General features: G+C 59.2%; 28 protein-coding genes. 10 read left to right on the plus strand and 18 right to left on the minus strand.

Annotation, left to right across the window (positions count from 1 at the left end):
* Positions 1 to 138 precede the first annotated feature (138 nt).
* A complete protein-coding gene (locus J0F90_RS09120; protein WP_016928222.1) occupies positions 139 to 336 on the plus strand; it encodes a YceK/YidQ family lipoprotein in 198 nt (65 codons plus the stop codon).
* A 6-nt stretch (positions 337 to 342) separates the two neighbouring features.
* Here the strand turns inward: J0F90_RS09120 and J0F90_RS09125 are convergent, their stop codons facing one another.
* Both J0F90_RS09125 and J0F90_RS09130 read right to left on the minus strand, forming a co-directional pair.
* Positions 343 to 888, minus strand: a complete 546-nt coding sequence (locus J0F90_RS09125) for a GNAT family N-acetyltransferase (RefSeq protein WP_033640759.1) — start codon at positions 886 to 888, stop codon at positions 343 to 345.
* Between the two features lie 33 nt (positions 889 to 921).
* Positions 922 to 1,299: a MysB family protein gene (locus J0F90_RS09130; RefSeq protein ID WP_004927872.1), complete on the minus strand. Its 378-nt coding sequence runs from the start codon at positions 1,297 to 1,299 to the stop codon at positions 922 to 924.
* 208 nt (positions 1,300 to 1,507) lie between these two features.
* On the opposite strand from J0F90_RS09130, the gene leuA reads away from it, so the two are divergent.
* Positions 1,508 to 3,196 (plus strand): 2-isopropylmalate synthase, encoded by a 1,689-nt coding sequence (leuA, locus tag J0F90_RS09135; RefSeq protein WP_033640758.1) that lies wholly within the window; start codon positions 1,508 to 1,510, stop codon positions 3,194 to 3,196.
* On the opposite strand, the gene J0F90_RS09140 is transcribed toward leuA, so the two are convergent.
* Positions 3,147 to 3,947, minus strand: coding sequence for an AraC family transcriptional regulator (locus J0F90_RS09140; RefSeq protein ID WP_016928219.1), 801 nt, complete (start codon positions 3,945 to 3,947; stop codon positions 3,147 to 3,149). The genes leuA and J0F90_RS09140 overlap by 50 nt on opposite strands.
* A gap of 135 nt (positions 3,948 to 4,082) precedes the next feature.
* Here J0F90_RS09140 and J0F90_RS09145 point away from each other — a divergent pair, with 135 nt between their 5' ends.
* From J0F90_RS09145 to J0F90_RS09160, 4 genes are read left to right on the plus strand one after another with little or no spacing between them, the layout of a single operon-like run.
* Entirely contained in the window at positions 4,083 to 4,400 is a 318-nt protein-coding gene (locus tag J0F90_RS09145; RefSeq protein WP_016928218.1) for an ArsR/SmtB family transcription factor, read from the plus strand.
* On the plus strand, positions 4,390 to 4,824 hold the full coding sequence (locus tag J0F90_RS09150) for a YeeE/YedE family protein (RefSeq protein ID WP_033640757.1): 435 nt from the start codon (positions 4,390 to 4,392) through the stop codon (positions 4,822 to 4,824). The genes J0F90_RS09145 and J0F90_RS09150 overlap by 11 nt, the downstream gene beginning before the upstream one ends.
* A 2-nt stretch (positions 4,825 to 4,826) precedes the next feature.
* The gene (locus J0F90_RS09155; RefSeq protein WP_033640756.1) at positions 4,827 to 5,255 is read left to right on the plus strand and encodes a YeeE/YedE family protein; all 429 of its coding nucleotides are present in this window, start codon (positions 4,827 to 4,829) and stop codon (positions 5,253 to 5,255) included.
* On the plus strand, positions 5,246 to 5,644 hold the full coding sequence (locus J0F90_RS09160) for a VOC family protein (RefSeq protein WP_016928215.1): 399 nt from the start codon (positions 5,246 to 5,248) through the stop codon (positions 5,642 to 5,644). Before J0F90_RS09155 ends, J0F90_RS09160 begins: the two co-directional genes overlap by 10 nt.
* 50 nt (positions 5,645 to 5,694) lie before the next feature.
* Here the strand turns inward: J0F90_RS09160 and J0F90_RS09165 are convergent, their stop codons facing one another.
* The 4 genes from J0F90_RS09165 to J0F90_RS09180 all read right to left on the minus strand — a co-directional run bounded on the left by J0F90_RS09165 (position 5,695) and on the right by J0F90_RS09180 (position 10,471).
* Complete coding sequence (locus J0F90_RS09165; RefSeq protein WP_016928214.1) at positions 5,695 to 7,248, minus strand: peptide MFS transporter; 1,554 nt, start codon at positions 7,246 to 7,248, stop codon at positions 5,695 to 5,697.
* A 475-nt stretch (positions 7,249 to 7,723) separates the two neighbouring features.
* Positions 7,724 to 8,962, minus strand: coding sequence for a multidrug efflux MFS transporter MdtG (mdtG, locus tag J0F90_RS09170; RefSeq protein ID WP_016928213.1), 1,239 nt, complete (start codon positions 8,960 to 8,962; stop codon positions 7,724 to 7,726).
* Positions 8,963 to 9,163: 201 nt separating this feature from the next.
* The gene (locus J0F90_RS09175) at positions 9,164 to 9,448 is read right to left on the minus strand and encodes a YciI family protein (RefSeq protein ID WP_033640755.1); all 285 of its coding nucleotides are present in this window, start codon (positions 9,446 to 9,448) and stop codon (positions 9,164 to 9,166) included.
* 102 nt (positions 9,449 to 9,550) lie between these two features.
* Positions 9,551 to 10,471 (minus strand): Kdo(2)-lipid IV(A) acyltransferase, encoded by a 921-nt coding sequence (locus tag J0F90_RS09180; protein ID WP_015377426.1) that lies wholly within the window; start codon positions 10,469 to 10,471, stop codon positions 9,551 to 9,553.
* A gap of 261 nt (positions 10,472 to 10,732) precedes the next feature.
* Between J0F90_RS09180 and J0F90_RS09185 the strand changes: the two genes are divergently transcribed.
* On the plus strand, positions 10,733 to 10,891 hold the full coding sequence (locus J0F90_RS09185; protein ID WP_016928210.1) for a hypothetical protein: 159 nt from the start codon (positions 10,733 to 10,735) through the stop codon (positions 10,889 to 10,891).
* 119 nt (positions 10,892 to 11,010) lie between these two features.
* Positions 11,011 to 12,078, plus strand: coding sequence for an oxygen-dependent tRNA uridine(34) hydroxylase TrhO (gene trhO / locus J0F90_RS09190; RefSeq protein WP_033640754.1), 1,068 nt, complete (start codon positions 11,011 to 11,013; stop codon positions 12,076 to 12,078).
* A gap of 43 nt (positions 12,079 to 12,121) precedes the next feature.
* On the opposite strand, the gene J0F90_RS09195 is transcribed toward trhO, so the two are convergent.
* Together J0F90_RS09195 and J0F90_RS09200 are read right to left on the minus strand one after the other, a co-directional pair.
* On the minus strand, positions 12,122 to 12,700 hold the full coding sequence (locus J0F90_RS09195) for a YceI family protein (protein ID WP_015377429.1): 579 nt from the start codon (positions 12,698 to 12,700) through the stop codon (positions 12,122 to 12,124).
* A gap of 23 nt (positions 12,701 to 12,723) precedes the next feature.
* The gene (locus J0F90_RS09200) at positions 12,724 to 13,278 is read right to left on the minus strand and encodes a cytochrome b (RefSeq protein WP_016928207.1); all 555 of its coding nucleotides are present in this window, start codon (positions 13,276 to 13,278) and stop codon (positions 12,724 to 12,726) included.
* Positions 13,279 to 13,720: 442 nt separating this feature from the next.
* Between J0F90_RS09200 and J0F90_RS09205 the strand changes: the two genes are divergently transcribed.
* Entirely contained in the window at positions 13,721 to 14,779 is a 1,059-nt protein-coding gene (locus J0F90_RS09205) for an AI-2E family transporter (protein WP_033640753.1), read from the plus strand.
* Here the strand turns inward: J0F90_RS09205 and J0F90_RS09210 are convergent.
* From J0F90_RS09210 to pyrC, 8 genes are all read right to left on the minus strand, one after another.
* A complete protein-coding gene (locus tag J0F90_RS09210; protein ID WP_033640752.1) occupies positions 14,727 to 15,731 on the minus strand; it encodes a zinc-dependent alcohol dehydrogenase family protein in 1,005 nt (334 codons plus the stop codon). The genes J0F90_RS09205 and J0F90_RS09210 overlap by 53 nt on opposite strands.
* Positions 15,732 to 15,734: 3 nt before the next feature.
* Positions 15,735 to 15,851, minus strand: a complete 117-nt coding sequence (locus J0F90_RS09215) for a DUF2770 family protein (RefSeq protein ID WP_004927822.1) — start codon at positions 15,849 to 15,851, stop codon at positions 15,735 to 15,737.
* 122 nt (positions 15,852 to 15,973) lie between these two features.
* Complete coding sequence (locus tag J0F90_RS09220) at positions 15,974 to 16,600, minus strand: LuxR C-terminal-related transcriptional regulator (RefSeq protein WP_028128019.1); 627 nt, start codon at positions 16,598 to 16,600, stop codon at positions 15,974 to 15,976.
* 216 nt (positions 16,601 to 16,816) lie between these two features.
* A complete protein-coding gene (gene solA / locus J0F90_RS09225) occupies positions 16,817 to 17,932 on the minus strand; it encodes an N-methyl-L-tryptophan oxidase (protein ID WP_028128020.1) in 1,116 nt (371 codons plus the stop codon).
* A gap of 139 nt (positions 17,933 to 18,071) precedes the next feature.
* Positions 18,072 to 18,326, minus strand: coding sequence for a biofilm formation regulator BssS (gene bssS / locus J0F90_RS09230; protein ID WP_004927812.1), 255 nt, complete (start codon positions 18,324 to 18,326; stop codon positions 18,072 to 18,074).
* A 201-nt stretch (positions 18,327 to 18,527) separates the two neighbouring features.
* Positions 18,528 to 18,806 carry a hypothetical protein gene (locus J0F90_RS09235; RefSeq protein ID WP_004927809.1) on the minus strand — a complete coding sequence of 93 codons (279 nt, stop codon included), beginning with the start codon at positions 18,804 to 18,806 and terminating at the stop codon, positions 18,528 to 18,530.
* Positions 18,807 to 18,936: 130 nt separating this feature from the next.
* Entirely contained in the window at positions 18,937 to 19,176 is a 240-nt protein-coding gene (gene dinI / locus J0F90_RS09240) for a DNA damage-inducible protein I (RefSeq protein WP_015377444.1), read from the minus strand.
* Positions 19,177 to 19,251: 75 nt separating this feature from the next.
* On the minus strand, positions 19,252 to 20,298 hold the full coding sequence (gene pyrC, locus J0F90_RS09245) for a dihydroorotase (RefSeq protein ID WP_033640751.1): 1,047 nt from the start codon (positions 20,296 to 20,298) through the stop codon (positions 19,252 to 19,254).
* A 213-nt stretch (positions 20,299 to 20,511) separates the two neighbouring features.
* On the opposite strand from pyrC, the gene J0F90_RS09250 reads away from it, so the two are divergent.
* Entirely contained in the window at positions 20,512 to 20,799 is a 288-nt protein-coding gene (locus tag J0F90_RS09250) for a putative quinol monooxygenase (protein WP_015377446.1), read from the plus strand.
* Positions 20,800 to 20,859: 60 nt separating this feature from the next.
* Here J0F90_RS09250 and rne read toward each other — a convergent pair whose 3' ends face one another.
* Entirely contained in the window at positions 20,860 to 24,225 is a 3,366-nt protein-coding gene (rne, locus tag J0F90_RS09255; RefSeq protein ID WP_072009674.1) for a ribonuclease E, read from the minus strand.
* Positions 24,226 to 24,759 lie beyond the last annotated feature (534 nt).

Raw genomic sequence — 24,759 nt, forward strand, 5'->3', positions numbered from 1 at the left:
CGCCGACGCCGGTGGATAACGGGAACTGTGATAGACTGCGGCCGATGCGTTGTTCACTCGCGAAACAACCCCTTGCTCAGAGTCAATGTCGTGAAGCTCTCTTCCTACCTTCGGCTGGCCTGCGTGGCGGCCGGTGTGATGGCACTCACCGGCTGCGGCAGCATTATCAGCCGCACCGTGCCCGGCGCCGGGCATGGTCACCAGTATTATCCCGGCGTGCAGTGGGATCTGCGCGATACGCCCTGGCGCTATGTCACGGTGATAGACGTGCCGCTGTCGATGGTGGTGGACACCTTTATGCTGCCGTTTGATGCGCAGCATGGCCCCTACGAGTAATTTCGTTCAGCGGGTGGCGAACACCACCAGCTGATAGCCTTTCTGCCCGCAATGGAAAGGCGCCAGCGCCGTCATCCCCAGCCCTTGCACGTGAGCGGCCAACGAATGCGGATTGTCGTCGTCGATAAACAACGCGCCCAGGTCGTAATCATCGCGGGTGTGCGCTTTGACCGCGGCGTAGAGGCGCTTCAGCACGCCTTTGCCGCGCCAGGCGGCGGCGAGGCAGACGGGGCCGTAGAGAAACACCCGCTGCTCACGCAGCGGCCGTCCGGCGAAGGATTGCGTGGCGAGCGTCGCCAGCATCGCATCCACCACCGGCGGCCGCGGTTGCGCGTCGGCGGGCATCAGGCAAACAAACCCCGCCAGTTGGTTCTCCTGTTCGGCCACCCATATGCCGATGCCGCGGTTGATCGTCGCCAGCTGCACCTCATTCATGCGTGATACGATAAATCCCTGCCGTTTTTGGCTCTCGTCGAGCGCTTCCGGCACGTTTTCCCCCTGTAGCTGCAAAATGGCGGGGTAGTCGGTAGGGCGGGCCCGGCGAATAATCATGCGGCCTCCTTGGCGATGAAAGCGCGGCGCAGGTTAACGTTCATCCCACTCATCGGCTGCGGCCTGGCCTTCTTCGGTATCCAGCGGCGGTTCGAGCTGAAAGTCGCCTTCTTCCCATTCGTACAGGGTGTTTTCATCTATCCACTCGGCGGTAATTTCCACCTCGTCGTAGTCACCGTCGAAGATCGCCTGCGCCGCCGCACCGCTGCGCAGCGTCAGGCATTCCACCGCCTCTCCTTCTTCTTCGAAGAACTCCGCCTGCCACATCGTGTCGCCATCCTGCATCACGTACTTTTGCAGATTGAACTGCTGGGGCACCGGCGGCTCGTCACCGCTGCCGCCTTCGGCGGTGTCGATAAACTCTTCGCGTGCGGCCTCGATGGCTTCTTCCAGGGTTGCATACAGGCTCATGTTCGCCTCCGTTGACAATGAGAGTAAAGCGTCCGGCGCACTGCCGGTGCGGTGGGGGAAACGTCAAAACTAATTGTTGTCTCACTGGCGCAGGATGCAAATTTTTTTGTTGTCCGCTTTGCGACGATGGTTGTCCGCAAAGCGGGAGAAGAGGAGGCGATGGCGGGAAATAATGACGCATCGTTCACTCTGGCGTCAGGAGAAGCCCATGTTAATCGACCCTTCAAGCAAATACCGACCGTTCCCGCCAGTGGCGTTGCCGGACCGCCAATGGCCTGCGCGTACGCTGCGGCAGGCGCCGCGCTGGTGCTCCAGCGATCTGCGCGACGGCAACCAGGCGCTGGCGGAGCCGATGGATAACGCGCGCAAGCGCGAATTCTATCAATTGTTGTTGCAGTGCGGTTTCAAGGAGATCGAGGTGGCTTTCCCTTCGGCGTCGCAAACGGATTTCGATTTTGTACGCGCGCTGATCGACGAGCGGCTGATCCCGGACGACGTCACGATCCAGGTGCTGACGCAGTCGCGCGACGATCTGATCGATCGCACCTTCGAAGCGCTGCAGGGGGCGCCGCGGGCTATCGTGCATCTGTATAACGCCACGGCGCCGATGTTTCGCGATATCGTGTTCCGCCAGGATAAGGCCGCCACCGTGGCGCTGGCGGTGAACGGCGCGCGGCGCATCCGCCGGCAGTGCGAGGCACAGCCCGATACCGCCTGGTGCTTCGAGTATTCGCCGGAAACCTTCTGTTTTACTGAGTTAGAGTTCGCGCTGGAGATCTGCGAAGCGGTGGCGGAGGTTTGGCAGCCGGGGCCGCAGCGGCCGATGATCATCAACCTGCCGGCGACGGTGGAAGTGAGCACGCCCAACGTGTATGCCGATCAGATCGAATGGTTTTGCCGGCACTTCAGCCGTCGCGCCGATGTGGCGATCAGCGTGCATCCGCATAACGATCGCGGCACCGGCGTGGCCTGTGCGGAGCTGGCCTTGCTGGCCGGCGCCGATCGGGTCGAAGGCTGCCTGTTCGGCAACGGAGAGCGCACCGGCAACGTCGATCTGGTCACGCTGGCGTTGAATCTCTATACCCAGGGCGTGGCGCCGGGTCTGGACTTCAGCCGCCTGAAGCAGGTGGTGGAGGTGGTGGAGCAGTGCAATCAGCTGCCGGTGCATCCTCGCCATCCTTATGCCGGCGAGTTGGTGTTTACCGCCTTTTCCGGTTCGCATCAGGATGCGATCAAGAAAGGTTTCGCCGCGCAACGGCAGCGGCAAGATGGCCGCTGGCAGGTGCCATACCTGCCGCTCGATCCCGCCGATGTCGGTTGCAGCTATGAAGCGGTGATCCGGGTCAACAGCCAGTCCGGCAAAAGCGGCGCCGCCTGGTTGTTGGAACAGAATCATGGGTTGGCGTTGCCGCGCGGTTTGCAGATTGATTTCAGCCAAGTGGTGCAGCGCGCGACCGACGGCAGCGGCAAAGAAATGAGCGGCGCGCAGCTGTGGCGTTTATTCCGCGATACTTACGGGCTGGTGGAGCAGCCGCGTTTGCAGCTGTTAAGCTACCAAACGGAAAGCCATGGGGTAGAGGCCTACAGCTTCAACGCGCGAGTTGCCTGCGAGGGAGAGCCACTGCGCCTGCAGGGGGCCGGCAACGGTCTGCTTTCCAGCGCGGTGGATGCGCTGCGTCAGCGCTTCGGCTTGTCGCTGGCGATCGAGGATTATCACGAGCATACGTTGGGACATCAGAGCGATAGCCGAGCGGTGGCCTATATTCGCTGTACGCTGCCGCAAGGTGAGGCGACTTACGGCGTTGGCATCGACGCTGACTCCGCCAGCGCCTCGCTGCAGGCGCTGTTCAACGTCGCCGGGCGCTATCTGGCGCCAACGTCGGCGCAGTCCGGCTGAAATAGTCGCTGGGCGCTACTCCCAGCAGCCGGCGGAACATGGCGCTGAACGCGCTGGGGCTGTCATAGCCGAGATCCAGCGCCACTTCCAACACCGAGCGGCCGGTCGCCAGCGCGTTTAATGCCGCCAGCAAACGGGCGCGTCGCACCCAATCGCTAAAATGCAGCCCGGTTTCTCGCTGGAAGCGCCGCGACAGAGTGCGTCCGCTGACGCTGAGATGAGCGGCAGCCTGTTCCAGCGTCCAGGGTTGCGCCAGCGTGGCCTGGATATGGCGGCACAGGGCGAGCAGCGAGGCTTCGCGAGGTTCCGGCAGGTGCAGCGGCAGAATCGGCAGCATTCGCAACTCATCCAGAATCAGTTCCATCACGCGCTCATCGCGCCCGCCGCTTGGATAGCCGGGCGCAATTTCCATCGCACAGATAATCAACTCGCGCAGCAGCGGGGAAACCTGCACTACCTGGCATTGGGCCGGCAGATCGGCGCGCGCCAACGGATCGACGAACAACGTCCTGGCCGCCACCTGGCCGGTGATACGCAGGCTGTGCACCACTTTCGCCGGCACCCAGACGCCGCGGCCGGGCGGCACCACCCAACTGCCGAGCCGGGTCGTGACCTGCACCACGCCGCTCAGGCTGTGAATCAGCTGCGCGCAGTTATGGTAGTGGTCCGGCTCGCTGTCGCCGTGGCGATAATCTCTGGCTAATGGCCGTACAGGCCGATCGGGCGGCAGAACGTCGTGAAACAACAGCATCGTAAGCAGGCTCCGCGCGGCAAAAGGGGGAGGACAGCATGCCATGCGGCGCTGTTTCACACCAGTCTGTGGCGCGGCACGGCAAAATGGTTTATAAAATTATATTATATAATTTTATAAACTGATGGAGAGGCAATGGATATTGATGCGATGCGCAAGGCGGCGGCGCAGGCCGGTGCGATGCTGCGTACCTTGGGCAACGAAGATCGGCTGCTGTTACTGTGCAGGCTCAGTCAGGGCGAGATGGCGGTGAGCGAGCTGGCGCAGGCGCTGGATATCCGCCAGCCGACGCTGTCCCAACAGCTTGGCGTGCTGCGCGAGGAGGGGTTGGTCTCCACCCGGCGAGCCGGCAAGCAGATTTACTATGCGGTGGCCGATGCCAAAGCGCTGGCGCTGCTCACGACCCTGTATCAACTGTATTGCCCACAGCCGGAGAACCGCGATGACCATTGACTGGCAGCACTTCACGCCGTATTCCGCGTTGGCGGGAGGGGCCATTATCGGCGGCGCGGTAGCGCTGCTGCTGCTGTTCAATGGCCGGATCGCCGGTATCAGCGGCATTACCGGCGGTTTATTGAGCGCGGGAGGCCGGGAGCGGGGCTGGCGCGCCGCATTTATTGGCGGGTTGCTGCTCTCTCCCTGGCTGTATGCTGCCGCTGCGGCGTTGCCGCCCGGTGAGATCTCGGTTGGCAACGGCTGGCTGGCGGCCGCAGGGCTGTTGGTGGGCTTGGGCACTCGATTGGGCAGCGGTTGCACCAGCGGGCACGGCGTGTGCGGCGTCGCGCGGTTGGCGCCGCGTTCACTGGCCGCCACGGCGGTGTTTATGCTGCTGGGCTTTATGACCGTGTGGCTGATGCGCCATACGTTGGGAGGTTGAAAATGCTTAAAACGCTGTTGGCGCTGCTGAGCGGCGTGATTTTCGGTCTGGGGTTAATTATCGCCGGCATGGCCAATCCGGCCAAGGTGTTGGCGTTTCTCGACGTTACCGGCATGTGGGATCCCTCGCTGGCGTTGGTGATGGCAGGGGCGATCGCGGTGGCAGCGCCGGCCTTCCTGTGGGCGCGGCGACGCGAGCGGAGTCTGTTGGGCGAGCCGCTGCAGATCCCGGCCGCCGGGCGTGTGGATCGCCGTTTGCTGGCCGGCAGCGCGCTGTTCGGCATCGGCTGGGGCATCGCGGGCATTTGCCCCGGTCCGGCCTGGGTATTGGCCGGGGCGGAGATACAACGGGTATGGCCGTTCCTGCTGGCGATGCTGGCGGGCATGGCGCTGTATGACGTTATCATGAGGCGGAGGCGTACATGTCGATAGCCAAAGCGGTGTTGCGCATCGGGCGCCCCACCGATCGGTTGCAGGAAATTGCCGCGTTGTATTGCCGCGGGCTGGGTTTCGAAAAACTGGGCGAGTTTGTCGATCATCAGGGGTTCGACGGCATGATGATTGGGCATCCGCAGCATGCCTACCATCTGGAGTTCACGCAGCACCGCGGGGTGCGGGTCGGGCAGGCGCCGACGCAGGATCATCTGCTGGTATTTTATCTGCCGGATGAGAACGAATGGCGGGCCGCGTGTGAGCGGATGCGGGCGGCGGGGTTCTTGGCGGTCGCCGCCTATAATCCCTATTGGGATCGCGCGGGGCAAACCTTTGAAGATCCTGACGGCTACCGGGTGGTCTTGCAACATCAGGCCTGGCAAGCATAAAAAAACCGGCGCATCGAGCGCCGGTTTGCGAGAGAAAAACGGGTTATCCGTCAGACGTTGGTCGCCGGTTTTTGCGCGCTCTTGGACTGGGTATTTTCCAGCATGCGGCGAATCGGCACGATCAGCACGATAAGCACGGCGGCGCAGATCAGCAACGCGACTGAACAGCGAGCGAACAGATTCGGCAGCATATCCAGTTGGTCGGCCTTGACGTGGCCGCCGATCAGACCGGCCGCCAGGTTGCCCAGTGCACTGGCGCAGAACCACAGCCCCATCATTTGCCCGCGCATTCTCTCCGGTGCCAGCAGCGTCATGGTGGCCAGCCCGATCGGGCTCAGGCACAGCTCACCCAGCGTCAGCATCAGGATACTGCCCACCAGCCACATCGGCGATACGCCGGCGCCGCCGTTGCTCAGCACATTCTGCGCGGCCAACATCATCAGGCCGAAACCGCCGGCGGCGCACAGGATACCGATCACGAACTTGGTGATGCTGCTCGGACGCACGTTATTGCGTGCCAGCGCAGGCCAGGCCCAGCTGAACACTGGCGCCAGCAGGATGATGAACAGGGCGTTGATAGACTGGAACCACACCGCCGGGATCTCGAAGCCGCCGATCATGCGATTGGTGTAATCGTTGGCGAACAGGTTGAACGAGGTCGGTTTCTGTTCAAACGCCGACCAGAAGAACGCAGCGGAGATCAGCAGGATGAAGCACACCAGCAGGCGTGCGCGCTCTTTGCGGCTCAGGCCGGCAAAGGCGAACAGATAGATGAAGTACAGGGTGACCGACGCGGCGATGACGTATACCAGCACGCTGGCCACCTCGACCGGATTGATGACGATGGTGCCCTGAGCGATCAGCACGATGACCGCCACCAGGATGGCCGCCAGCGCCAGCAACCAGACGCCGACGCCTTCTTTCTTCGCGACCGGGCTGTTCCAGGTGGAGTCCAGGCCCACTTCGTGGTCATAACGTTTCATCGCCGGTACGGCGAATACCCGGAAGATCACCAGCGCCACCAGCATCCCGATACCGCCGATGCCGAAGCCCCAGTGCCAGCCGTGTGACTTGATCAACCAGCCGGAGATCAGCGGGGCAATGAACGAGCCGATGTTGATGCCCATGTAGAACAGCGAGAAACCGCCGTCACGACGCGCATCGCCTTTTTTGTACAGCGTACCGACCATCACCGAGATACAGGTTTTGAACAGGCCGGAACCGAGCACGATGAACATCAGGCCGATGAAGAACAGGTTGGTGCCCATCACCGCGGACAGTGCGATCGACAGGTGGCCGAGCGCGATCAGGATCGAACCGTACCAGACGGCCTTGCGTTGGCCGAGCCAGTTGTCCGCCAGCCAGCCGCCCGGCAGCGCCGCCAGGTACATGCTGCCGGCGAAGATGCCGACGATCGCCGACGCGTTCTCGCGCGCGAGACCCAGACCGCCATCGTACACGGTGGCGGCCATAAACAGGATCAGCAGCGGACGGATGCCGTAGAACGAGAAACGCTCCCACATTTCGGTGAAGAACAGAGAACCCAGCGGATAGGGATGGCCGAAGAAGGTCCGGCTTTCTGACTTATTGACAGAGGATTGCATAACGATTTCCCAATAAAAGGCGCTGCAAGGCTGCAGCCCGTACTGTGGTATGTATGTGTATTTAATGAAGGCGATCCGCCCAATGCGGATTACCCGACAAACACCGCGGCTGCAACGCTGATAAACCGTGGAAAGCGTGCTGACCTTTTCTTCACTTGGCCGATGTTTCACATCTGGCGTGATATTATTTAACCATTTGATAACTGGTCGTTGGTTTTGTCTAGTACCTGTATCCCATTTTTTAGACGAAAAGTCGACAAGCATCTCCTTTTCTGGTTTTTATGTTGGTTATGACAGGAATATGATTGACAGCGGGTTTTATGCGCTGAAAGTTAATTAATTGTTGATAAACAAAGCGTTGTAATAAGAATGTTCTGGGTGGGGCGAAAATACGCCAGCCCGAAGGAGGCATTATTAAAAGTGGGGGAAATGCGCCATTGATCTGGCCAACGGAGGCAACTGGCGATAAATGCAGCTATTGCTCTTCCTGCAGCGTGTCTTCCCGCAAATAGCTCGGCCGCCGCCGCAGACACCACCAGGAATAACCCGCGTTGAACAGCACCACTAAAGCGGTGACGGCGAAGACCGCGCGAAAACCGTAACCGGCGGAGACTGCGGCGCCGAGCAGCGGACCGCTGACGTTGCCGACGTCGCGGAACGACTGGTTATAGCTGAAAATACGGCCGGCCACCTGATTGGTGCAGTTATAAATTAACAACGTCTGTACCGCCGGCAGCAACGCGCCGTCGGCCGCCCCCAGCAGAAAACGCAGCACCCCGAGCTGCCACGGCGTTTGCACGAACGCCATCGGGATCAGCAATAGCACCGAGACGATCAGCATGAATACCAGTATGCGTTCCGGGCCGATGCGATCGCCCAGCTTGCCCAGCCGCGGGGCGCTCATCAATGCCGCGACGCCGGGCACCGAGGCGATCAGCCCGCTGATAAACGCCAGGTTATGGGTGGCGCCGGCCAAATCGCGCACATACAGCGTCAGGATCGGCGCGATCGAGCCGGTGGCGATCTGGATGATCATGGTGGTGACGAACAGGCTGAGCACCAGCTTCGGGTTTTTCAGCGAAGCGAACACCTGTTTTGCATGCAACATGTCGCGCTTTTGCACCGGGGTGAATTGTTCTTTGACATACAGCAACGTCAGCACGAAGCAGACGAACAGCACCGCGGCGGTGATGTAAAACACCGGGCGCAGGCCGTATAAATCGGCCAGCAGCCCCCCGATCAGCGGGCCGACCAGCGCGCCGCCGACGCCGCCGGTAGACAGGGTGCCGAGCGCCCAGCCGCTGCGGTTGCGCGGCACCTGGGTGGCGATCAGCGCGTTGGCGTTGGGAATGAAGCCGCCGAGCAGCCCCAGCACCGCACGCAGAGCGAGAAACTGCCAGACCGTTTGCGCCATGCCCATCAGCGCCATGACGATCGCCATACCGAGCGCCGAACGCAGCAGCATCAGTTTGCGGCCGCGTCGGTCGGCCAGGGCGCCCCAGAACGGCGCGGCGATAGCGGAAAACAGGAAGGTGATGCTGAACAGCAGACCGGACCACATGTTGAGCGCCTGATGGCCGGTTACGCCCAGCGTCTCTACGTACAGCGGCAGAAACGGCATCACCAGGCTGAAGGCGGCGCCGGTGAGAAAGCATCCCAGCCAGGCGACGAAAAGGTTGCGTTTCCAGTTAACGGGTTCTGCTGCCGAAGCCATAAATGTCCATTGCCGAAAGGTGACGCGTTTTGCCGGTGGCAAAGATGAAGGGGCAAAACGTGAAAAGTTAGCCTGGTAAGTATGCGCCGCAAGCGCGGCGACGGCAAATGAGGGGACAAAGATTGGGCGAAAAATGAAATAAAGTTTTAAAAATAACGTTTAAACCTTATTCCGCGCTTGGCGCGCGGAATTTACAGCGTTTTATAAGCCGGCCAGCGCCTCGAAACCGGCAGCGGTGGTGGTGGCGCTAAAGTCGGTGACCTCGTAGTAGGCCACGGCGTTGAACGGATCTTCGGCCAGGATGGCGTCCAGTTGCGCACGCTCAATGCCTTTGGCCAGGATCACGCCGCCGGTGCGGGGATTCTTGCGGCCGGAAGCGACGAAGGTGCCGTCCTGAAAATATTTCTTAAGCCAGGCGATGTGCCCGTCAAGGTGGCTGTCGACGTCGGCGATCGGGCGATGGTAGGTCAGGCTGACAATGTACATAGCGGCTCCAGGGGGTGGCGGCAAAGGCATTACCATCCCACCCTCGCCGGCGATTCTCAAGAGGCGCGCAATAAAAAACCCGCCGGCGGCGGGTTGGTTTTATCAGTAAAGCGAAGGCTCGCCTTCCGGGCGGGTCTTGAAGCGGCGATGCAGCCACATGTATTGATCCGGCGCCATCAGGATCTCTTTTTCCACCACTTTGTTCATGAAGGCGGCGGCGTCGAGTTCATTATCCAGCGGGAAGTTTTCCACCGCCGGCTGCATGATCAGCTCATACCCTTTGCCGTCCGGCAGGCGGCGCGGGGTGAACGGAATGATCGCCGGTTTACCCATTCGCACCAGCACATAGCTGCCGGTGGTGGTGGCGGCTTTGTCCACTGCGAACAGCGGCACGAAAACGCTGCTGCGCGGGCCGTAGTCGTGATCCGGCGCATACCAGATGATATCGCCCTGTTTCAGGGCGCGGATCATGCCTTTGACGTCCTTGCGATCCAGCATCGACTTGTTGGAACGCATGCGCCCCCAGGTTTGCAGCCAGTCCATCAGCTTGTTGTCGTGCGGGCGGTAAACGCCGATGCCCGGGTTGTGAATGCCGAAGATGCGCGCGCCCAGCTCCAGCGTCAAAAAGTGCAGGCCAATCAGCAGCACGCCCTGCTGGTTGTCGCGCGCTTTTTGGATATGCTCCAGGCCGCTGACCTTGAACCAGCGCTCGATGCGCCAGTTGGGCCAGAACCACGCCATGCCGGTTTCAAACAGCCCCATGCCGACCGATTCGAAATTCTTTACCACCAGCGCATCGCGTTCGGCCTGCGGCATGTCGGGAAAACAGAGCTCGAGGTTGCGCTGGGCGATAGCGACGCGCCGCTTGAGAAAGCGCATGGAAAATCGCCCAATCGAGGTGCCGAGCCAGTAGATGACGGGGTAAGGCAGCAACACCAGCAGATACAGCAAGCCGATGCCGACCCAGGTCAGCCAGTAGCGCGGGTGCAATAAGGAGCGATTGAAAGTAGGAACTTGAGTCATGGGTTCTCTGTTTGAATACGGTTGTTTAAGTGTAATGACAGCGTCATCGCACGGTCTGGCAGCCGGGTGAACTCGGCGGCAAGGTTCGTTTCTGCCGTTTGTTTGCGACTATTGTGGCATTTTTCTGGCGATCCGGGAAAACACAACGCATTAAAATCCCTTTTTGGGCGTTAAATATGCATCGAATGCCGAATTTTTCCACAATCTTTCCTGCCAAAGATAATGGCGATATTATTGTCGGTAATTATTCAGAGGGTAAATATGTTGGCACCATGGATCAGTGCGGGGCTGCTGGTGTTGGGCGCGGCGGTCGGCAGCGTCGGCGCACATTTGCAGATGAACGCGATATTGGCGCTTGCCGGCGTGATGATGGCGCTCGGTATGGTGGCTTCCGCGTTTACCGAAGGCGGCGGACGCTGAACGGGGCGCTTGCGCCAGGGCTGCGCGGCGGCGGTTTTTCGGGTATGATGTGCGCCGCGCGCGGGCCTGCTGGCTGCGCGCGGTAATCAGTCACCTCCCGAAAGACAGGAAAGTACACCATGCCAGTGTTACATAACCGAATTTCTAATGAGGAACTGAAGGCGCGCATGCTGGCGGAAACCGAGCCGCGCACCACAGTTTCTTTTTACAAATACTTCTCCATCGACGATCCCAAGGCGTTTCGCGACAGCCTGTACGTTCAGTTCGAAAAACTGAAGGTGTTCGGCCGCATCTACGTGGCGAAAGAGGGCATCAACGCGCAGATCAGCGTGCCGCAGCATCACTTCGACGCGTTCAAAGCCGCGCTGTTCGCCTCGCACCCGGCGTTGGATCAGGTCCGCCTGAATATCGCGCTGGAAGACGACGGCAAATCCTTCTGGGTGCTGCGCCTCAAGGTGCGTGAGCGCATTGTGGCCGACGGCATCGATGACGAGAGCTTCGATCCGAGCAACGTCGGTGAGTATCTGCAGGCCGATCGCGTTAATCAGATGATCGACGATCCGAATACGGTATTTGTCGATATGCGCAACCACTATGAGTACGAAGTTGGCCACTTCGAAAATGCCATCGAGGTGCCGTCGGATACCTTCCGCGATCAGCTGCCGATGGCGGTGGAGATGCTGCAGGACAGCAAAGACAAGAATATCGTCATGTACTGCACCGGCGGCATTCGCTGTGAAAAAGCCAGCGCCTATATGCTGCACAACGGTTTTAAAAACATCTACCACGTGGAAGGCGGGATCATCGAGTACACCCGCAAAGCGAAAGAACAGGGGTTGCCGCTGAAGTTTATCGGCAAAAACTTCGTGTTCGATGAGCGCATGGGCGAGCGCATCTCTGACGATGTGATCGCCAACTGCCACCAGTGCGGCGCGCCGTGCGATACCCATACCAACTGCAAGAACGACGGCTGCCATCTGCTGTTCATTCAGTGCCCGAGCTGCGCCGCCAAGTTCGAAGGATGCTGCAGCGAGATTTGCCGCGAAGAGCTGAAGCTGCCGCGCGAAGAGCAGCGCGCGCGCCGTGCCGGCCGCGAAAATGGCGTCAAGATCTTCAATAAGTCGAAAGGATTGTTGCAGACCACGATGCACATTCCGGCACCGGAAGAAGAAGGCCCAGCCCGCTGAGCCTGAGGAAATGAGAAGCCCGGCCGCCAAGCCGGGCTTTTTTTTATTTCTCGCGCACGCCTTCTACGGAGATGATCAGCTCAACGTCTTGCGACGCCGGGCCCAGATCGGTGGTAATGCCGAAATCTTTCAGCTTGATCTTGCCGTTGGCTTCAAAGCCGGCGCGGTAGCCGCCCCACGGATCGTTGCCCTGGCCAATCAGTTTGGCGTCCAGCGTGACGGGCTTGGTCACGCCGTTCAGCGTCAGGTTGCCGACCACCGCATAACCGTCGCCGTTTTTCTTCACTTCGGTGGATTCAAACTTGGCCTGTTTGTTCTTCTCCACGTTGAGGAACTCGGCGCTGCGCAGGTGCTTGTCGCGCTCGGCATGGTTGGTGTCGACGCTGGCGGTATTGATGGTCACGTTGACCTTGTCCTTCGAAGGATCTTTTTCGTCGAAGGTGAAGCCGCCGTCGAAGTCTTTAAAGCTGCCGTACAGCCAGCTGTAGCCCAGGTGCTGGATGCGGAACTCGATAAAGGCGTGCTGGCCCTGTTTGTCGATCTTGTAGTCCGCCGCCAGTGCGGAACCGGCGCTCAGCAGCAGGGCGCCTGCGGTCAGGCCCAATACGGTCTTTTTCAACATAGCAATCTCCATAAATCCAAAGGTTAATCGGCGCTGCTACCCAGCATCCGTTTCAAAGTGACATCACGATCGATAAAGTGATGTTTAAGCGCGGCCAGCCCGTGCAGTACCGAGAGCACTACCACGGCCCAGGCCAGGTAAAGGTGTATGGCGCCGGCGGTGTCGGCTTGCTCCGCCATGCCGGTCACGGTGGCGGGCACGTCGAACCAGCCGAACACGCTGATCGGTTGGCCGTCGGCGGTGGAGATCAGATAGCCGCTGATCAGAATGCCGAACAACACGGCGTACAGCGCCAGATGCGCGAGAATAGCGCTGACGCGAGTGAGGCGGCCATAGCTGGCCAGAGGTTTGGGCGGCGGCGAGACAAAGCGCCAGACCACGCGGATCACCATCACGATGAACAGCAGCGTGCCGATGCTTTTGTGGATCTCCGGCGCCTGATGGTACCAGACGTCGTAATAGCCCAGCGTGACCATCCACAGGCCAAGTGCGAACATGCCGTACACCGTCAGCGCCACCAGCCAGTGGATCAACACTGACACATGGCCGAAACGATCGGCGGTATTTTTCCAGAGCATCCTGTTTCCTTCGATTACCGATTGGCTGGCTGCAATAATTAAACTTTAGGAAACATAAAATCAATAATAAATTTAACTATGTTACTTCTTAGAAATATTAGTCAGTGAATTTGTTTGAGATGTTCGGGCTTCATCAGATAAATCGTTGAAGATGATATTATTTCCCTCATGGGGCGGTTGTGCTAGTTGTTGAAAATTAGGCTTATTATTTATTAATGTCAGCTTTTGTCATTTTACGTAAATCGTCCATGAGTTGCTCGGTGGAATTATTTGTTGGCAAAGGTTATGCCTATTTCTTGCGGCAAAGAGCAGGGCGGAAAGATTAATTTTTTCGAACGGTTAGGCGAAATCCTCTGCGGCGTGACGGTGGATTTTGCTACCATTAGCGCCAAGAGTCGGCTCTTGGTGGCCGGTTAACCCAGTGAAATAACAAGGAAACGTCATGGGCCGAACCCGCGTGACCGACAGCAGCCTGCGTCTGGCCGTCCTGCTGGCGATGTTGGTGATCATTTTGGCCGGGGTGAAAGCCGCCGCCGACATCGTGGTGCCGTTTTTGCTGGCGGTATTTCTCGCCATGGTGTTGAACCCGCTGGTGGCGATGCTGGAACGCAAGCGGGTGCCGCGTATCGTCGGGGTGACGCTGCTGCTGACGGCGGTGATCGTGGTCGTGATGCTGTTTATCGGCATGCTGGGCGCTTCGCTCAATGAGTTCGCCCGCTCGCTGCCGCAGTACCGCGGCATGATGATCGAGAAGTTGCGCGAGCTGCAGCATTACGCCGATCGCTTCAATATCAGCCTCTCCAGCGAAGCGATGCTGCAGTATGTCGATCCGAGCGCGGCGATGAATTTGGTCACCCGCATGCTGGGGCACCTGTCTGGCGCCATGACCAACGTCTTCCTGCTGCTGATGACCGTGGTGTTTATGCTGTTTGAAGTGCAGCTGCTGCCGTATAAGCTGCAGCAGGCGCTGGATAAGCCGAACGAAGGCCTTGCCGCGGTGCGGCGGGCGCTGGACGGCGTGACGCGCTATCTGGTGATTAAAACCATCATCAGCCTGGCCACCGGGGTGATCGTCTGGATCTTCCTGGCGGCGGTCGGCGTGCGCTTCGCTTTTATCTGGGGGCTGCTGGCGTTTCTGCTCAACTACATTCCCAACATTGGCTCGGTATTGGCCGCCATTCCGCCGCTGATTCAGGCGCTGTTGTTCAACGGGCTGGGCGATGCGCTGGTGGTGGCGGGCGGCTTTATCGCTGTCAACATGGTGATCGGTAATATCCTCGAACCACGGGTGATGGGGCGCGGGCTGGGGCTGTCGACGCTGGTGGTGTTCCTGTCGCTGATCTTTTGGGGCTGGCTGCTCGGCCCGGTGGGCATGTTACTGTCGGTGCCGTTGACGATCGTGGCGCGCATCGCGCTGGAGACCACCGAGGGCGGCTATCGGCTGGCGGTTATCCTGGGCGACGGCCGCCCGCCGCGTCAGCCTCCGGCGGCGCCGGAGTGAGGAAGATCTTGCCGTTCACACCGGGCTGCGTGGCCTGCTGCAGCGCCGCTGCGTACTGATGCAAAGGATAAATCGCGGCGGGTGGGCGCAAAGCCAGCTGGCCGCGCCGCAGCAGCTGGAATAGCTGATAAAACGCCATCTGCCACTGCGCCGGCGCCGCCTGTGCGTTCCATTTGCGCAGGTGGAACAGCGAAGCGCGCAGCTTTAACTCGTCCACCACGCGCCGCCAGTCTACCTGGCGGCCGCTCAGCAGGCCCAGCGCCACAAAATCGCCGCCGGTGCGGACCGCCTGCGCCAGCTGCAATCCGTCTTCCCCACCGATGCAGTCGATGGCCGCACGGGCGCCAAAATTCGTCATTTCCACCAGCTGTGGCGCTTCGATAACGCGCCAGGCGCCGGCGGCCAGTAACGCCTGGCGATGAGCGGCGTTGCGCACCACGACCGCCAGACGAATGCCGCGCAGCGCCGTCAGCTGCGCCAGCAGCAGGCTGACAGCGGAGCCGCCGCCGTTGAGCAGCAGTACGTCGCCGGCGTTGAGCGGCAGCCATTGCGTCAACAGCACCCAGCAGGTGAGCGGGTTGATATAGATTTGCGCTGCGCAGGCGTCGTCAATGTCATCCGGCACCCAGACCACCCGAGCCTCAGGCAGCGTGACGAAGGTTTGCCAACTGCCGTCACCCGCTACCGCCAGCGCGCGTCGGTCCGTTGAATGCCCATTCTGCGGATTGACGATGACGCCCACGCCTTCATATCCCGGCACCTGCGGCAGGGCGATGCGGTGCGCGTATTGGCCGTGGATCGGGATCAGATCGGAAGGGTTGATCGGGGCATAGCGCATCTGCAATAACTGCTGTCCGGGGCGCAGCAGCGGTCTGCTCATCTGCTGCAATTCCAGCACCTGGGCGGGATCGCCGAAGCGGTTGAAGCTCAATCGGGGAAATAACGGCGGCATGGATTACATGACGAAGAAGAAATAGACATCCAACGCCAGCAGCACCAGCCACAGACAAAGGTAAAGCACCAGGTGCTCACGCACATTGTTGACGATAGCCGCCAGTATTCGGTTTAACATTTCAGCCGCCTGAAGAGAAGGACCCTTGATTATAGTCCTTTTCTCGACGTCTTTTACAGCGCGCCGCGCGTGTGCGCTGGAAGAGCGGCGATAAAAAAGCCTGCGTTATCGCAGGCTTGATGTTATACCGCCAGCAGCGCCAGCGGCGTCGAATTTGTTGGCGTGCTCGGCGGGTAGAAATAGCGCAGCACGTTATACAGCGAGTAGAACTCCAGCCGGTTGCGCGCGTTGATCTTCTCCGTGATGTGACGCTTGTGCACGTACACCGTATGCGAGCTGATCTGCAGCTTTTTCGCGATGCGGTAGTTGGGCATCTCCGCCATCCAATATTTCATTACCGTCAGTTCCTGCGGGCTGAACAGGGAACGCTCTTCGCCGTCATCGGCCAGCGCCAGCGGATTTTCGCGCAGCGTGCGTAAGGTGAGCGGCAGAATGCTTTTATTGAACAGAAAGGCATTATCGGCGATGCGCATTGGCGCTTCGCTGTAAGGGTAAGGCGTATCGAGATAGATAAACAGCAAGGCAGACTGGCTGGCTTCCATAAATGCCAGCAGCTGTGCGTCCGCTTCGTTATAGCGGCATTGGTTGCTGAGGTTCACCAGAATGTGGCTCGGCTGAAAGCTGGACAACAGTGGCGTAGCGTACTCAATGCTGTGGCAGCACTTGATCGTCGTAATCCCACTATCAGCAAAGTAGCTGGCTATACCGACCCGGGTGAAGCAGCATTCGTCCACGACAAGTAGTTTCATGGTGACGTCCTTGTTGAAAGCCGATGGAGCATATCTTCTGTAAAATAGGACTTACACTGCAAGTGTTCAATTCGGAAATTCAAATGCTGAATGCAAGAAATTTCCGTTATCAGAATTTTTACTTGGTATTTAAAAGAGTTAGCAGGTTAATAAATTGTAACCGCCAGATTTCGCTGTCCAGGGCTCGACGGGAACGTGGACAGCGAAATCCTCCGCTCAGCTAAATCGCTTCAGACCAAAGCTGGAGAGGTCAACCGGCGGCGCTTTGTCCTGCGCGAACAGCGCGGCGATCTCGCCCAGAGCGCTGGCGAACTTGAAGCCGTGGCCGCTCAATCCGCTGATGACCATCAGACGATCGCAATCCGGCAGCGTATCGATAATAAAGTCTTCGTCAGGGCTCATATCATAACTGCAGGCTTCGCCGTGTAAACATACGCCTACACCCGGCAAAAATTGCCGCAGGAAGGAGAAAACTTCCGTGCCGTCGCTGGCGTAGCTGCCGAAGGGCTTGCGCTGCTCGGGGGCATCCATCGGCTGGCCGCCGTCGTGTTTGCCCACTTTCAGGCCATCGTTATCCGCCGGGAAGCCGTAATAGTGCGTGCCGTCCTGCGCTTCGACGGTAAAGGCCGGGAAGCGATTGTTCACGCTGTAGCGGCCGTCCGCCTGATGCCAGGAGAATACCTTGCGCAATGGCGCGATCGGCAGCTGCGGCAACAGCGCCTTCACCCAGGTGCCTGCGGTGACCACCGCTTTTCGCGCCGTGAAACGCCCTTCGTCGGTGACGACCTCAACGCCGCCATCAATGGGGTTCACCGCGCTGACCGGGCAGTTGAACAGCTGGCTGCAGCCGGCCTCTTTCGCCAGTTTGATCAGGCTGGCAACCGCCAGTTCGGAGCGCAGAAAGCCGGCGTCCGGCTCGAATACGCCGACGTAACCTTCCGGCGCGCGGAATTCCGGCCAGCGTTGAGCGATCTGTTCGGCGCTGAGGGTTTGCGCATTAAGGCGAAACTTTTGCGCGCTCTGCTGAGCATTGCGAATGAATTCGGAGTGCTGCGGCCCCAGGTTGAGCACGCCGCACGACTGGAACAGTTCTTCACCGGATTGTTGAATCAGCGCATTCCACAGCGCCTGTGCGCGCAGCACCAGCGGCACGTACTTTTCACCTTCGCCGTAAGCGTGACGAATGATGCGGGTATCGCCGTGATGGCTGCCGTTGCGGTGTGGAGGAATGGCGCTGTCGATCATCAGCGCTTTCAAGCCGGCCCGGGTAGCGTAATACCCTGCCGCCGCGCCGACTGAACCGCTGCCCACCACAATCAAATCATATTCCACGTGCCCACCCTCTCTGATAGCGATTTCTTATCGCCCCATGATAAAAGGTTGGCGAGCGCAATGCACTGATTGAACGGCGAAAGGCGAAGAAAAGGCGCCGGGATCGGTCACGGCGCCTTAGGGGTTAGGGGACGATGTATCAATGTTTTCTGCGATCAAGATCCTGGTAATCCGTAGCTTCAATCTTGGCGATGCCGGCCTCTAAGATATTGATTAATTGACGGGCGACATCTGTAGTCAGCCAAAGCGTTCGGTCTACTTGGGCTTCTTCGGGCGTTTGGTCTAGTGAAGACAGGTAATGAAGGCGTATCATCATGGCGTCGTAAACGTCGACAGTACTGATATCCCAACCGACAAGCGGGTGCGTCTGAATTACTTCATCATTTCTGTCCATAAAGACCCCTTATTGAGTAGTAACTACCGTGAGTGACTAACGAGGATCAATGCGGCTCATCATCATGAGAGCAATTACAGTATACGCATCCGCTTTCATCGGTGGAGGGGGTTGTCACCGAAATTTGCAAAATAAATATTTATTTGAACAATTATTCTACAAATTTGTATGTGCAGCAGTGGATGAGTCAAGCGCAGCGCGTTATTCCGCGTCGGCAGGTGGCGATGCGCCGTGCAGACATTTTTCCAGCTCTTCGGCCAAATGGGCGAAATGCTTTTGCGTTTCGGCATCACGATTCTGGCTGTGCGATTCCAGCTTCAGGCTGTGGATCAGCCGCTGGTTGGCTTTGTCATCCAGGCTGAAGGCCAGGTAAGAGAAGGCCACTTCCAGTACGTTCAAGCGCCTTTTCTGATCGGCAATCAGCGCCAGCAGTTCGCCAAACGTCATTGCGTCTTCGGATTTCACCTTGTCCGGGGCCATGCTTACTCCTTTGCGTTAAATACAGCGCTGAGGCAAATTTTGTTTCAGAGTAAGGGTAAGCGATGAATGGGCAGGGCGCCAGAAACAAAAAAGCCGGAGAGCGACCCCCGGCAAAAACAGCATTGCAGTGTTATTCTGCGCTAAACCATTCGTCTGCGCTTTCCCAGGTTTCCTGAAGGATTTCCTCGATCAGATCCCGGTCGGTTTTGGCGCCCCCCAGCACGGAGAGCCCGTTGGCGCCGGCATAACGTACGTGCACGACGGCGTCTGGAAACTGGCGGTTGACCCGCTTGCCCAGTTCACCGGTCAGCGCCTCAATGGCGCCCGCCGGCAGCGGCCGGGTTTTATCTATAGTGACTTCAACACGCATAATTGCCCCCGAAGCGATTTACTGTTTATTTATACAGTTAACCGAGTGCGGGGGCAAGAGGGCGAAGCAAAAATATCAGTCTTTCAGCGACCAGTTCAGGGTTTCACCCGCCAGGAAGGGGATCACGGATTCATTGCCGAGGGTAATCTCTTCCGGCTGGGTGGTTGGCACGCGCTGCAGTTCGATGAAGTCTTCGTTGAGCGGCAGGCCATAGAAGCGCGGGCCGTTGAGCGAGCAGAAGGCTTCGAAGTGCTCCAGTGCGCCTAGCTGTTCGAAGACCGCTGCGTAAGCCGGGATGGCATTCGGCGCGTTGAAACAGCCGGCGCAACCGCAGCTGGACTCTTTGCGATGCTTGAGGTGCGGCGCGGAGTCGGTGCCAAGGAAGAAGCGATCCGAGCCGCTGGCGACCGCCTGACGCAGCGCTTCCTGGTGGACATTGCGCTTGAGGATCGGCAGGCAGAACAGGTGCGGGCGAATGCCGCCGACCAGCATGTGGTTGCGGTTGAACATCAGGTGCTGTGGCGTGATGGTGGCGCCGAGGAAACGATTGCCTGCCTGCACGTATTGCGCCGCTTCTTTGGTGGTGATGTGCTCGAAGACGATCTTCAGCTCAGGGAACTGTTGGCGAATCGGTTCCATCACCTGCTCGATAAAACGCGCCTCGCGGTCGAAGATATCGACGGAAGGATCGGTCACTTCGCCGTGGATCAGCAATGGCATGCCGATTTTTTGCATCTGCTCGAACAGCGGGTAAATACCGGTCACGTCGCTGACGCCGTGGCTGGAGTTGGTGGTGGCGTTGGCCGGATACAGCTTGGCGGCAGTAAACACCCCTTGTTCGAAGCCGTTGACCAGTTCACTGGCCGCCAGGGAGTTGGTCAGGTAGCAGGTCATCAGCGGAGTGAAATTGTGACCCTGCGGAACCGCCGCCAGAATGCGATCGCGGTAGGCGCGCGCGGCGGCCACGGTCGTTACGGGCGGAACCAGGTTCGGCATCACGATCGCCCGGCCAAATACCTGGCTGGTATAGGGCACCACCGTTTTCAGCATTTCATCGTCACGCAGGTGGATATGCCAGTCGTCTGGGCGGCGGATTTTCAGAACTTGAGGTTGTGCGGTCATCTAGCTAGGCTCCGGCGGTCAAATACGTCTAATGAAAAGCGAATAATGGGTTTATTCACGCCGGGGTGTAAGGATAAGCGGAAAGTGCCGCAGATGCATCTGTTTGTTGGCGACAAGTTGAAATCAATAGCGCGGCGGGCGCATAGTAACAGGGATTTCAACGATGCCGACGCCAATACCGTCGACCTTCATCAAGTGGAAAGGGAGAAAGCAATGGAAGTACGCGTTATCGCCACCCTGCAAGCGAAAGCGGGATTTGAAGCCGCCGTCAGCGAAGCGGTGCACGACATTATCGAGCCGAGCCGCCAGGAGTTGGGCAACCTGCAATATGACTTGCATCGCGATCTGGAAAAACCGGGCGTTTTCGTGTTCTTTGAGCGTTGGGCCAGCAGCGAAGCGCTGGATAAGCATAATGAGACGGCGCATTTTCAGCAGTTCGTCAGCCGGCTTGACGGCAAGTTGGATGTTCTGGACATCAAAAAACTGAAGAAGATCGCCTGAGGACGTTACAGGCAAGAAAAAACCCGCCGATGGCGGGTTTTTTTAGGGTTGCAGATTAACTTATTCGTTAACCGGCTGTGGTTTGGTGGCCGGCGCGGTCGCCTGGCTCACCGCCGAATGGCCGCCTGCGGAGCCTTTGCCTTCAAAGTTGAAGGAAGGGCGCTGCCAGTTGCTGTGCTTGCGTTCTTCCGGCACGTAGGCCGGCGCAGGCGCTTTGGTCATCGGCGCAGTGGCGATGTGTTTGTACAGCGCGTCCTGCACGGCTTTCACCGGCGCCGGCTGCTGAGCAACCACTGGCGCAGGGGCTTGTTCCACCGGAGCGGCTTCCACGGCTGCCGCCGCAGGTGCGGCTTCTACCATTGGCGTTTCTTCCGCTGGCGTGGCTTCTACCACCGGTGCAGTTTCGACCACAGGCTCGTCTTCCGCTAGCGCAGGTTCAACCACTGGCTCTACAGCTACGGTTTCAGCTACCGGCTCGGCTTCCACTGCAGGGGCAGTCTCTTCCGCTTTCGGCTGTTCAACTGCAACAGTTGCCGGGGCGGTTTCCACCGGCGCCGGGATTTCCTCGGCCGGGATAGCCACGACAGGCGCTACGGCTGCAGCTTCTTCCGTTACGGTAACGGCAGCAGTTTCAACGGCGGCTTCTGGCGCAGGCGGGTTGACGCTGGCCGCCACCTGGGTTTCTTCCACGGCAACGTTGTGCTGTTCAACCGCGGCAGCGACAACCGGTGCCACAGCCTGTTCTACGGCTTCGGTCTGCACTTCGGCTTCTTCAACCTGAGCGACCGGGTAGCTTACCCAGACTTTGCCCGATGCCATTTCCGGCGAAGCGAATGCGCCCGCCAGCGGCATTGGAGATTGCAGCGGGTAACGTTCATCGCGGTAACGGCGGCGGCGCTGGCCGCTGACGCGCAGGTGGCGCGGTGAACGGCGGGAACGGCGCGGCATGCCTTCGCCGTTGCCGCGGCTTTCGCCCTGGGCATCGTCTTCCGGCTGTGCGGCAACGGTTTCCGGCAGCAGCTTGACGCTGTCGTCGGTGGTCGGCTGCGCGTCTTCGGCTTTCGCTACCGGCGCTTTCGGCGCCAACAGCTCTTCCGCTGCGCGCTGCAGCTCTTCTTCGGCAGACAGGATACGCACTTTCTGCGTCAGCGTGCGGCGCTGACGGCGCTGCATGTTCTGCTGCTGGCGTTCTTCCTGCTCTTCGTCGGTGCTCTCGACCGCTTCAACGTTTTCCAGCGCTTTCACTTCCTGCTGAGCCTGACGTTTCTCTTCCTGACGGCGACGCTGGCGTTCAGCGCGCTGCTCACGGCGTTGCTGCTGATCTTCGCGCGGCGCTTTAGCGCCTTCTTCTGAAGCGGTTTCCTCCGCTACCGGCGCGTTCTGCTGCTGGTTGCGGCGGTTACGGCGTTGCTCATCGCGGGACTCACGCGATTCACGGCCTTCACGGTTCTCACGCGGTTCACGGTTGTCACGCTCGCGATTGTCACGGCCTTCACCGCGCTCTTTACGCTCGCCGCGTTCCGGACGATCGCCACGGTCGCTACGCTCACCGCGCTCTTTACGGCCGGTGCCTTGACGGCGCTGACCGCGACGATCCTGACGACGGTTTTCACCGTTGCTTTCCGCCTTCGGCGCTTCGGCTGGTTTGGCTTCTTCGACGGCAGGTTGCTCTTCACCGGCGAACAAGTTCTTCAGACCACCGAACAGGCGGCCCAGGAAGCCCGGCTTGGCGGCGGCCGGCGCTGCGGCTTTCGCCTTGGCGGCTGCAGCGGCAGGCTTGGCCACGGCGACGGGTTCTTCAGCCGGCGGCGGCGCATCGGCGGACAGCGAGAAGGAAGCCAGGGCCGGTTGCTCCGGACGCTTGCGCTCCATCGGCGCATCTTCCAGCGGGCGTTCCATGTCTTCTTCGTGCAGCTTCGGCAGCAGGTAGCTGAGGGTAGAGGTTTCCTCGCCCTTGCGCACGCGCAGCACCGAGTAATGCGGGGTTTGCATTTCATCGTTCGGCACGATGACGGCTTTCACGCCACCCTGACGTTTTTCGATCGCGCTGACGGATTCGCGCTTTTCGTTCAACAGGTACGAAGCGACCTGAACCGGCACGATAGCGTGAACTTCTTTGGTGTTTTCCTTCAGCGCTTCTTCTTCGATCAGGCGCAGAATGGACAGCGCCAGCGATTCGTTGTCGCGAATGGTGCCGGTGCCGTTACAGCGTGGGCACACGTGATGGCTGGACTCGCCCAGCGACGGGCTGAGGCGCTGACGCGACATTTCCAGCAGGCCGAAGCGGGAGATGCGGCCGATTTGGATGCGCGCGCGGTCTTGGCGCACGGCGTCACGCAGGCGGTTTTCCACTTCGCGCTGGTGGCGAACCGGCGTCATGTCGATGAAGTCGATGACGATCAGGCCGCCGAGGTCGCGCAGGCGCAGCTGGCGAGCGATCTCGTCCGCCGCTTCCAGGTTGGTGTTGAACGCCGTCTCTTCGATGTCGCCGCCGCGGGTTGCACGCGCGGAGTTGATGTCGATGGCGGTCAGCGCTTCGGTGCTGTCGATGACGATCGAGCCGCCGGACGGCAGGCGCACTTCGCGCTGGAAGGCGGATTCGATCTGCGATTCGATCTGATAGTGGCTGAACAGAGGAATTTCACCGCTGTACAGTTTGATTTTGCTGCTGAAATCCGGGCGGCCCAGCGCAGCGATGTGCTCTTTGGCCAGATCGAGAATTTTCGGGTTGTCGATCAGGATTTCGCCGATGTCCGGGCGCAGGTAATCGCGGAAGGCGCGCACGATAACGTTGCTTTCCTGGTGGATCAGGAACGGCGCAGAGCGGCCTTCGGCGGCTTTTTTAATCGCTTCCCAGTGCTTCAGGCGGAAGGAGAGATCCCACTGCAGCGCGTCGGCGGATTTGCCTACGCCCGCGGTGCGAACGATCAGGCCCATGCCGTCCGGCAGTTGCAGCGAAGAGAGCGCTTCTTTCAGCTCGGTGCGATCGTCGCCCTCGATGCGGCGAGAAATACCGCCGGCGCGCGGGTTGTTCGGCATCAGCACCAGATAACTGCCCGCCAGACTGATGAAGGTGGTCAAGGCGGCGCCTTTGTTGCCACGTTCTTCTTTGTCTACCTGAACGATGACTTCCTGGCCTTCGCGCAGCACATCTTTGATGTTCGGGCGACCATGGGAAGAGTAATTGCTAGGGAAGTATTCGCGGGCGATTTCTTTAAGGGGGAGGAAACCATGTCGTTCTGCGCCGTAGTCCACGAACGCTGCTTCAAGACTTGGTTCAATGCGGGTGATTTTGCCTTTGTAAATATTCGCTTTTTTCTGCTCATGACCCGGACTTTCAATATCCAAATCATACAGCCGCTGTCCATCTACGAGGGCAACACGCAACTCTTCCTGCTGAGTTGCGTTAATCAACATTCTTTTCATCTTAACTTACTCGTTATTTTTACATTATCGACAAAGCTGCGGGCAAAATAACCTCATGGCCGGAGTTAAACCGAAAGCCCCGTGTCTTCTCGCAAAGTCGTCAACCTCACGGTTGTCGCCTGCATAGGGGCGCATTATCTCGGTAAGCCTGCTTTTCTTTGTGAAAGACAGCACTTTTACTAGGGGAATAGCCTCTGATTTACGTCGACAGATCTGATTCCATTTGCCGGCCAAGCTGCAACCCGCAGCCCGCTAATTGTTTGATTTCGCATTACGTCTTACGCCATTGCTGCGTTTTTGCGCGATCAGACAAATTTTATAATTCCACCGTTTTCCCTGTTTAACGAGAATCAACGCGGAAAGTGACTGCATTATTCCACTGCTGATGCCGTTATAGCAAGGTGACTTTTCCTTAACTGCGGAAGAAATCGCAAACGTTCAAATCGGCTTGCTGCCTTATTGTCCGCTGGGGTTTCGCCCGCCGTCAGAGAGACAGTTAAGCACAGAAAAAGATGTGGCGCTATTCACGCGCTC

It is taken from the genome of Serratia marcescens subsp. marcescens ATCC 13880 (genome assembly GCF_017299535.1).
Taxonomy (GTDB): Bacteria; Pseudomonadota; Gammaproteobacteria; order Enterobacterales; family Enterobacteriaceae; genus Serratia; species Serratia marcescens.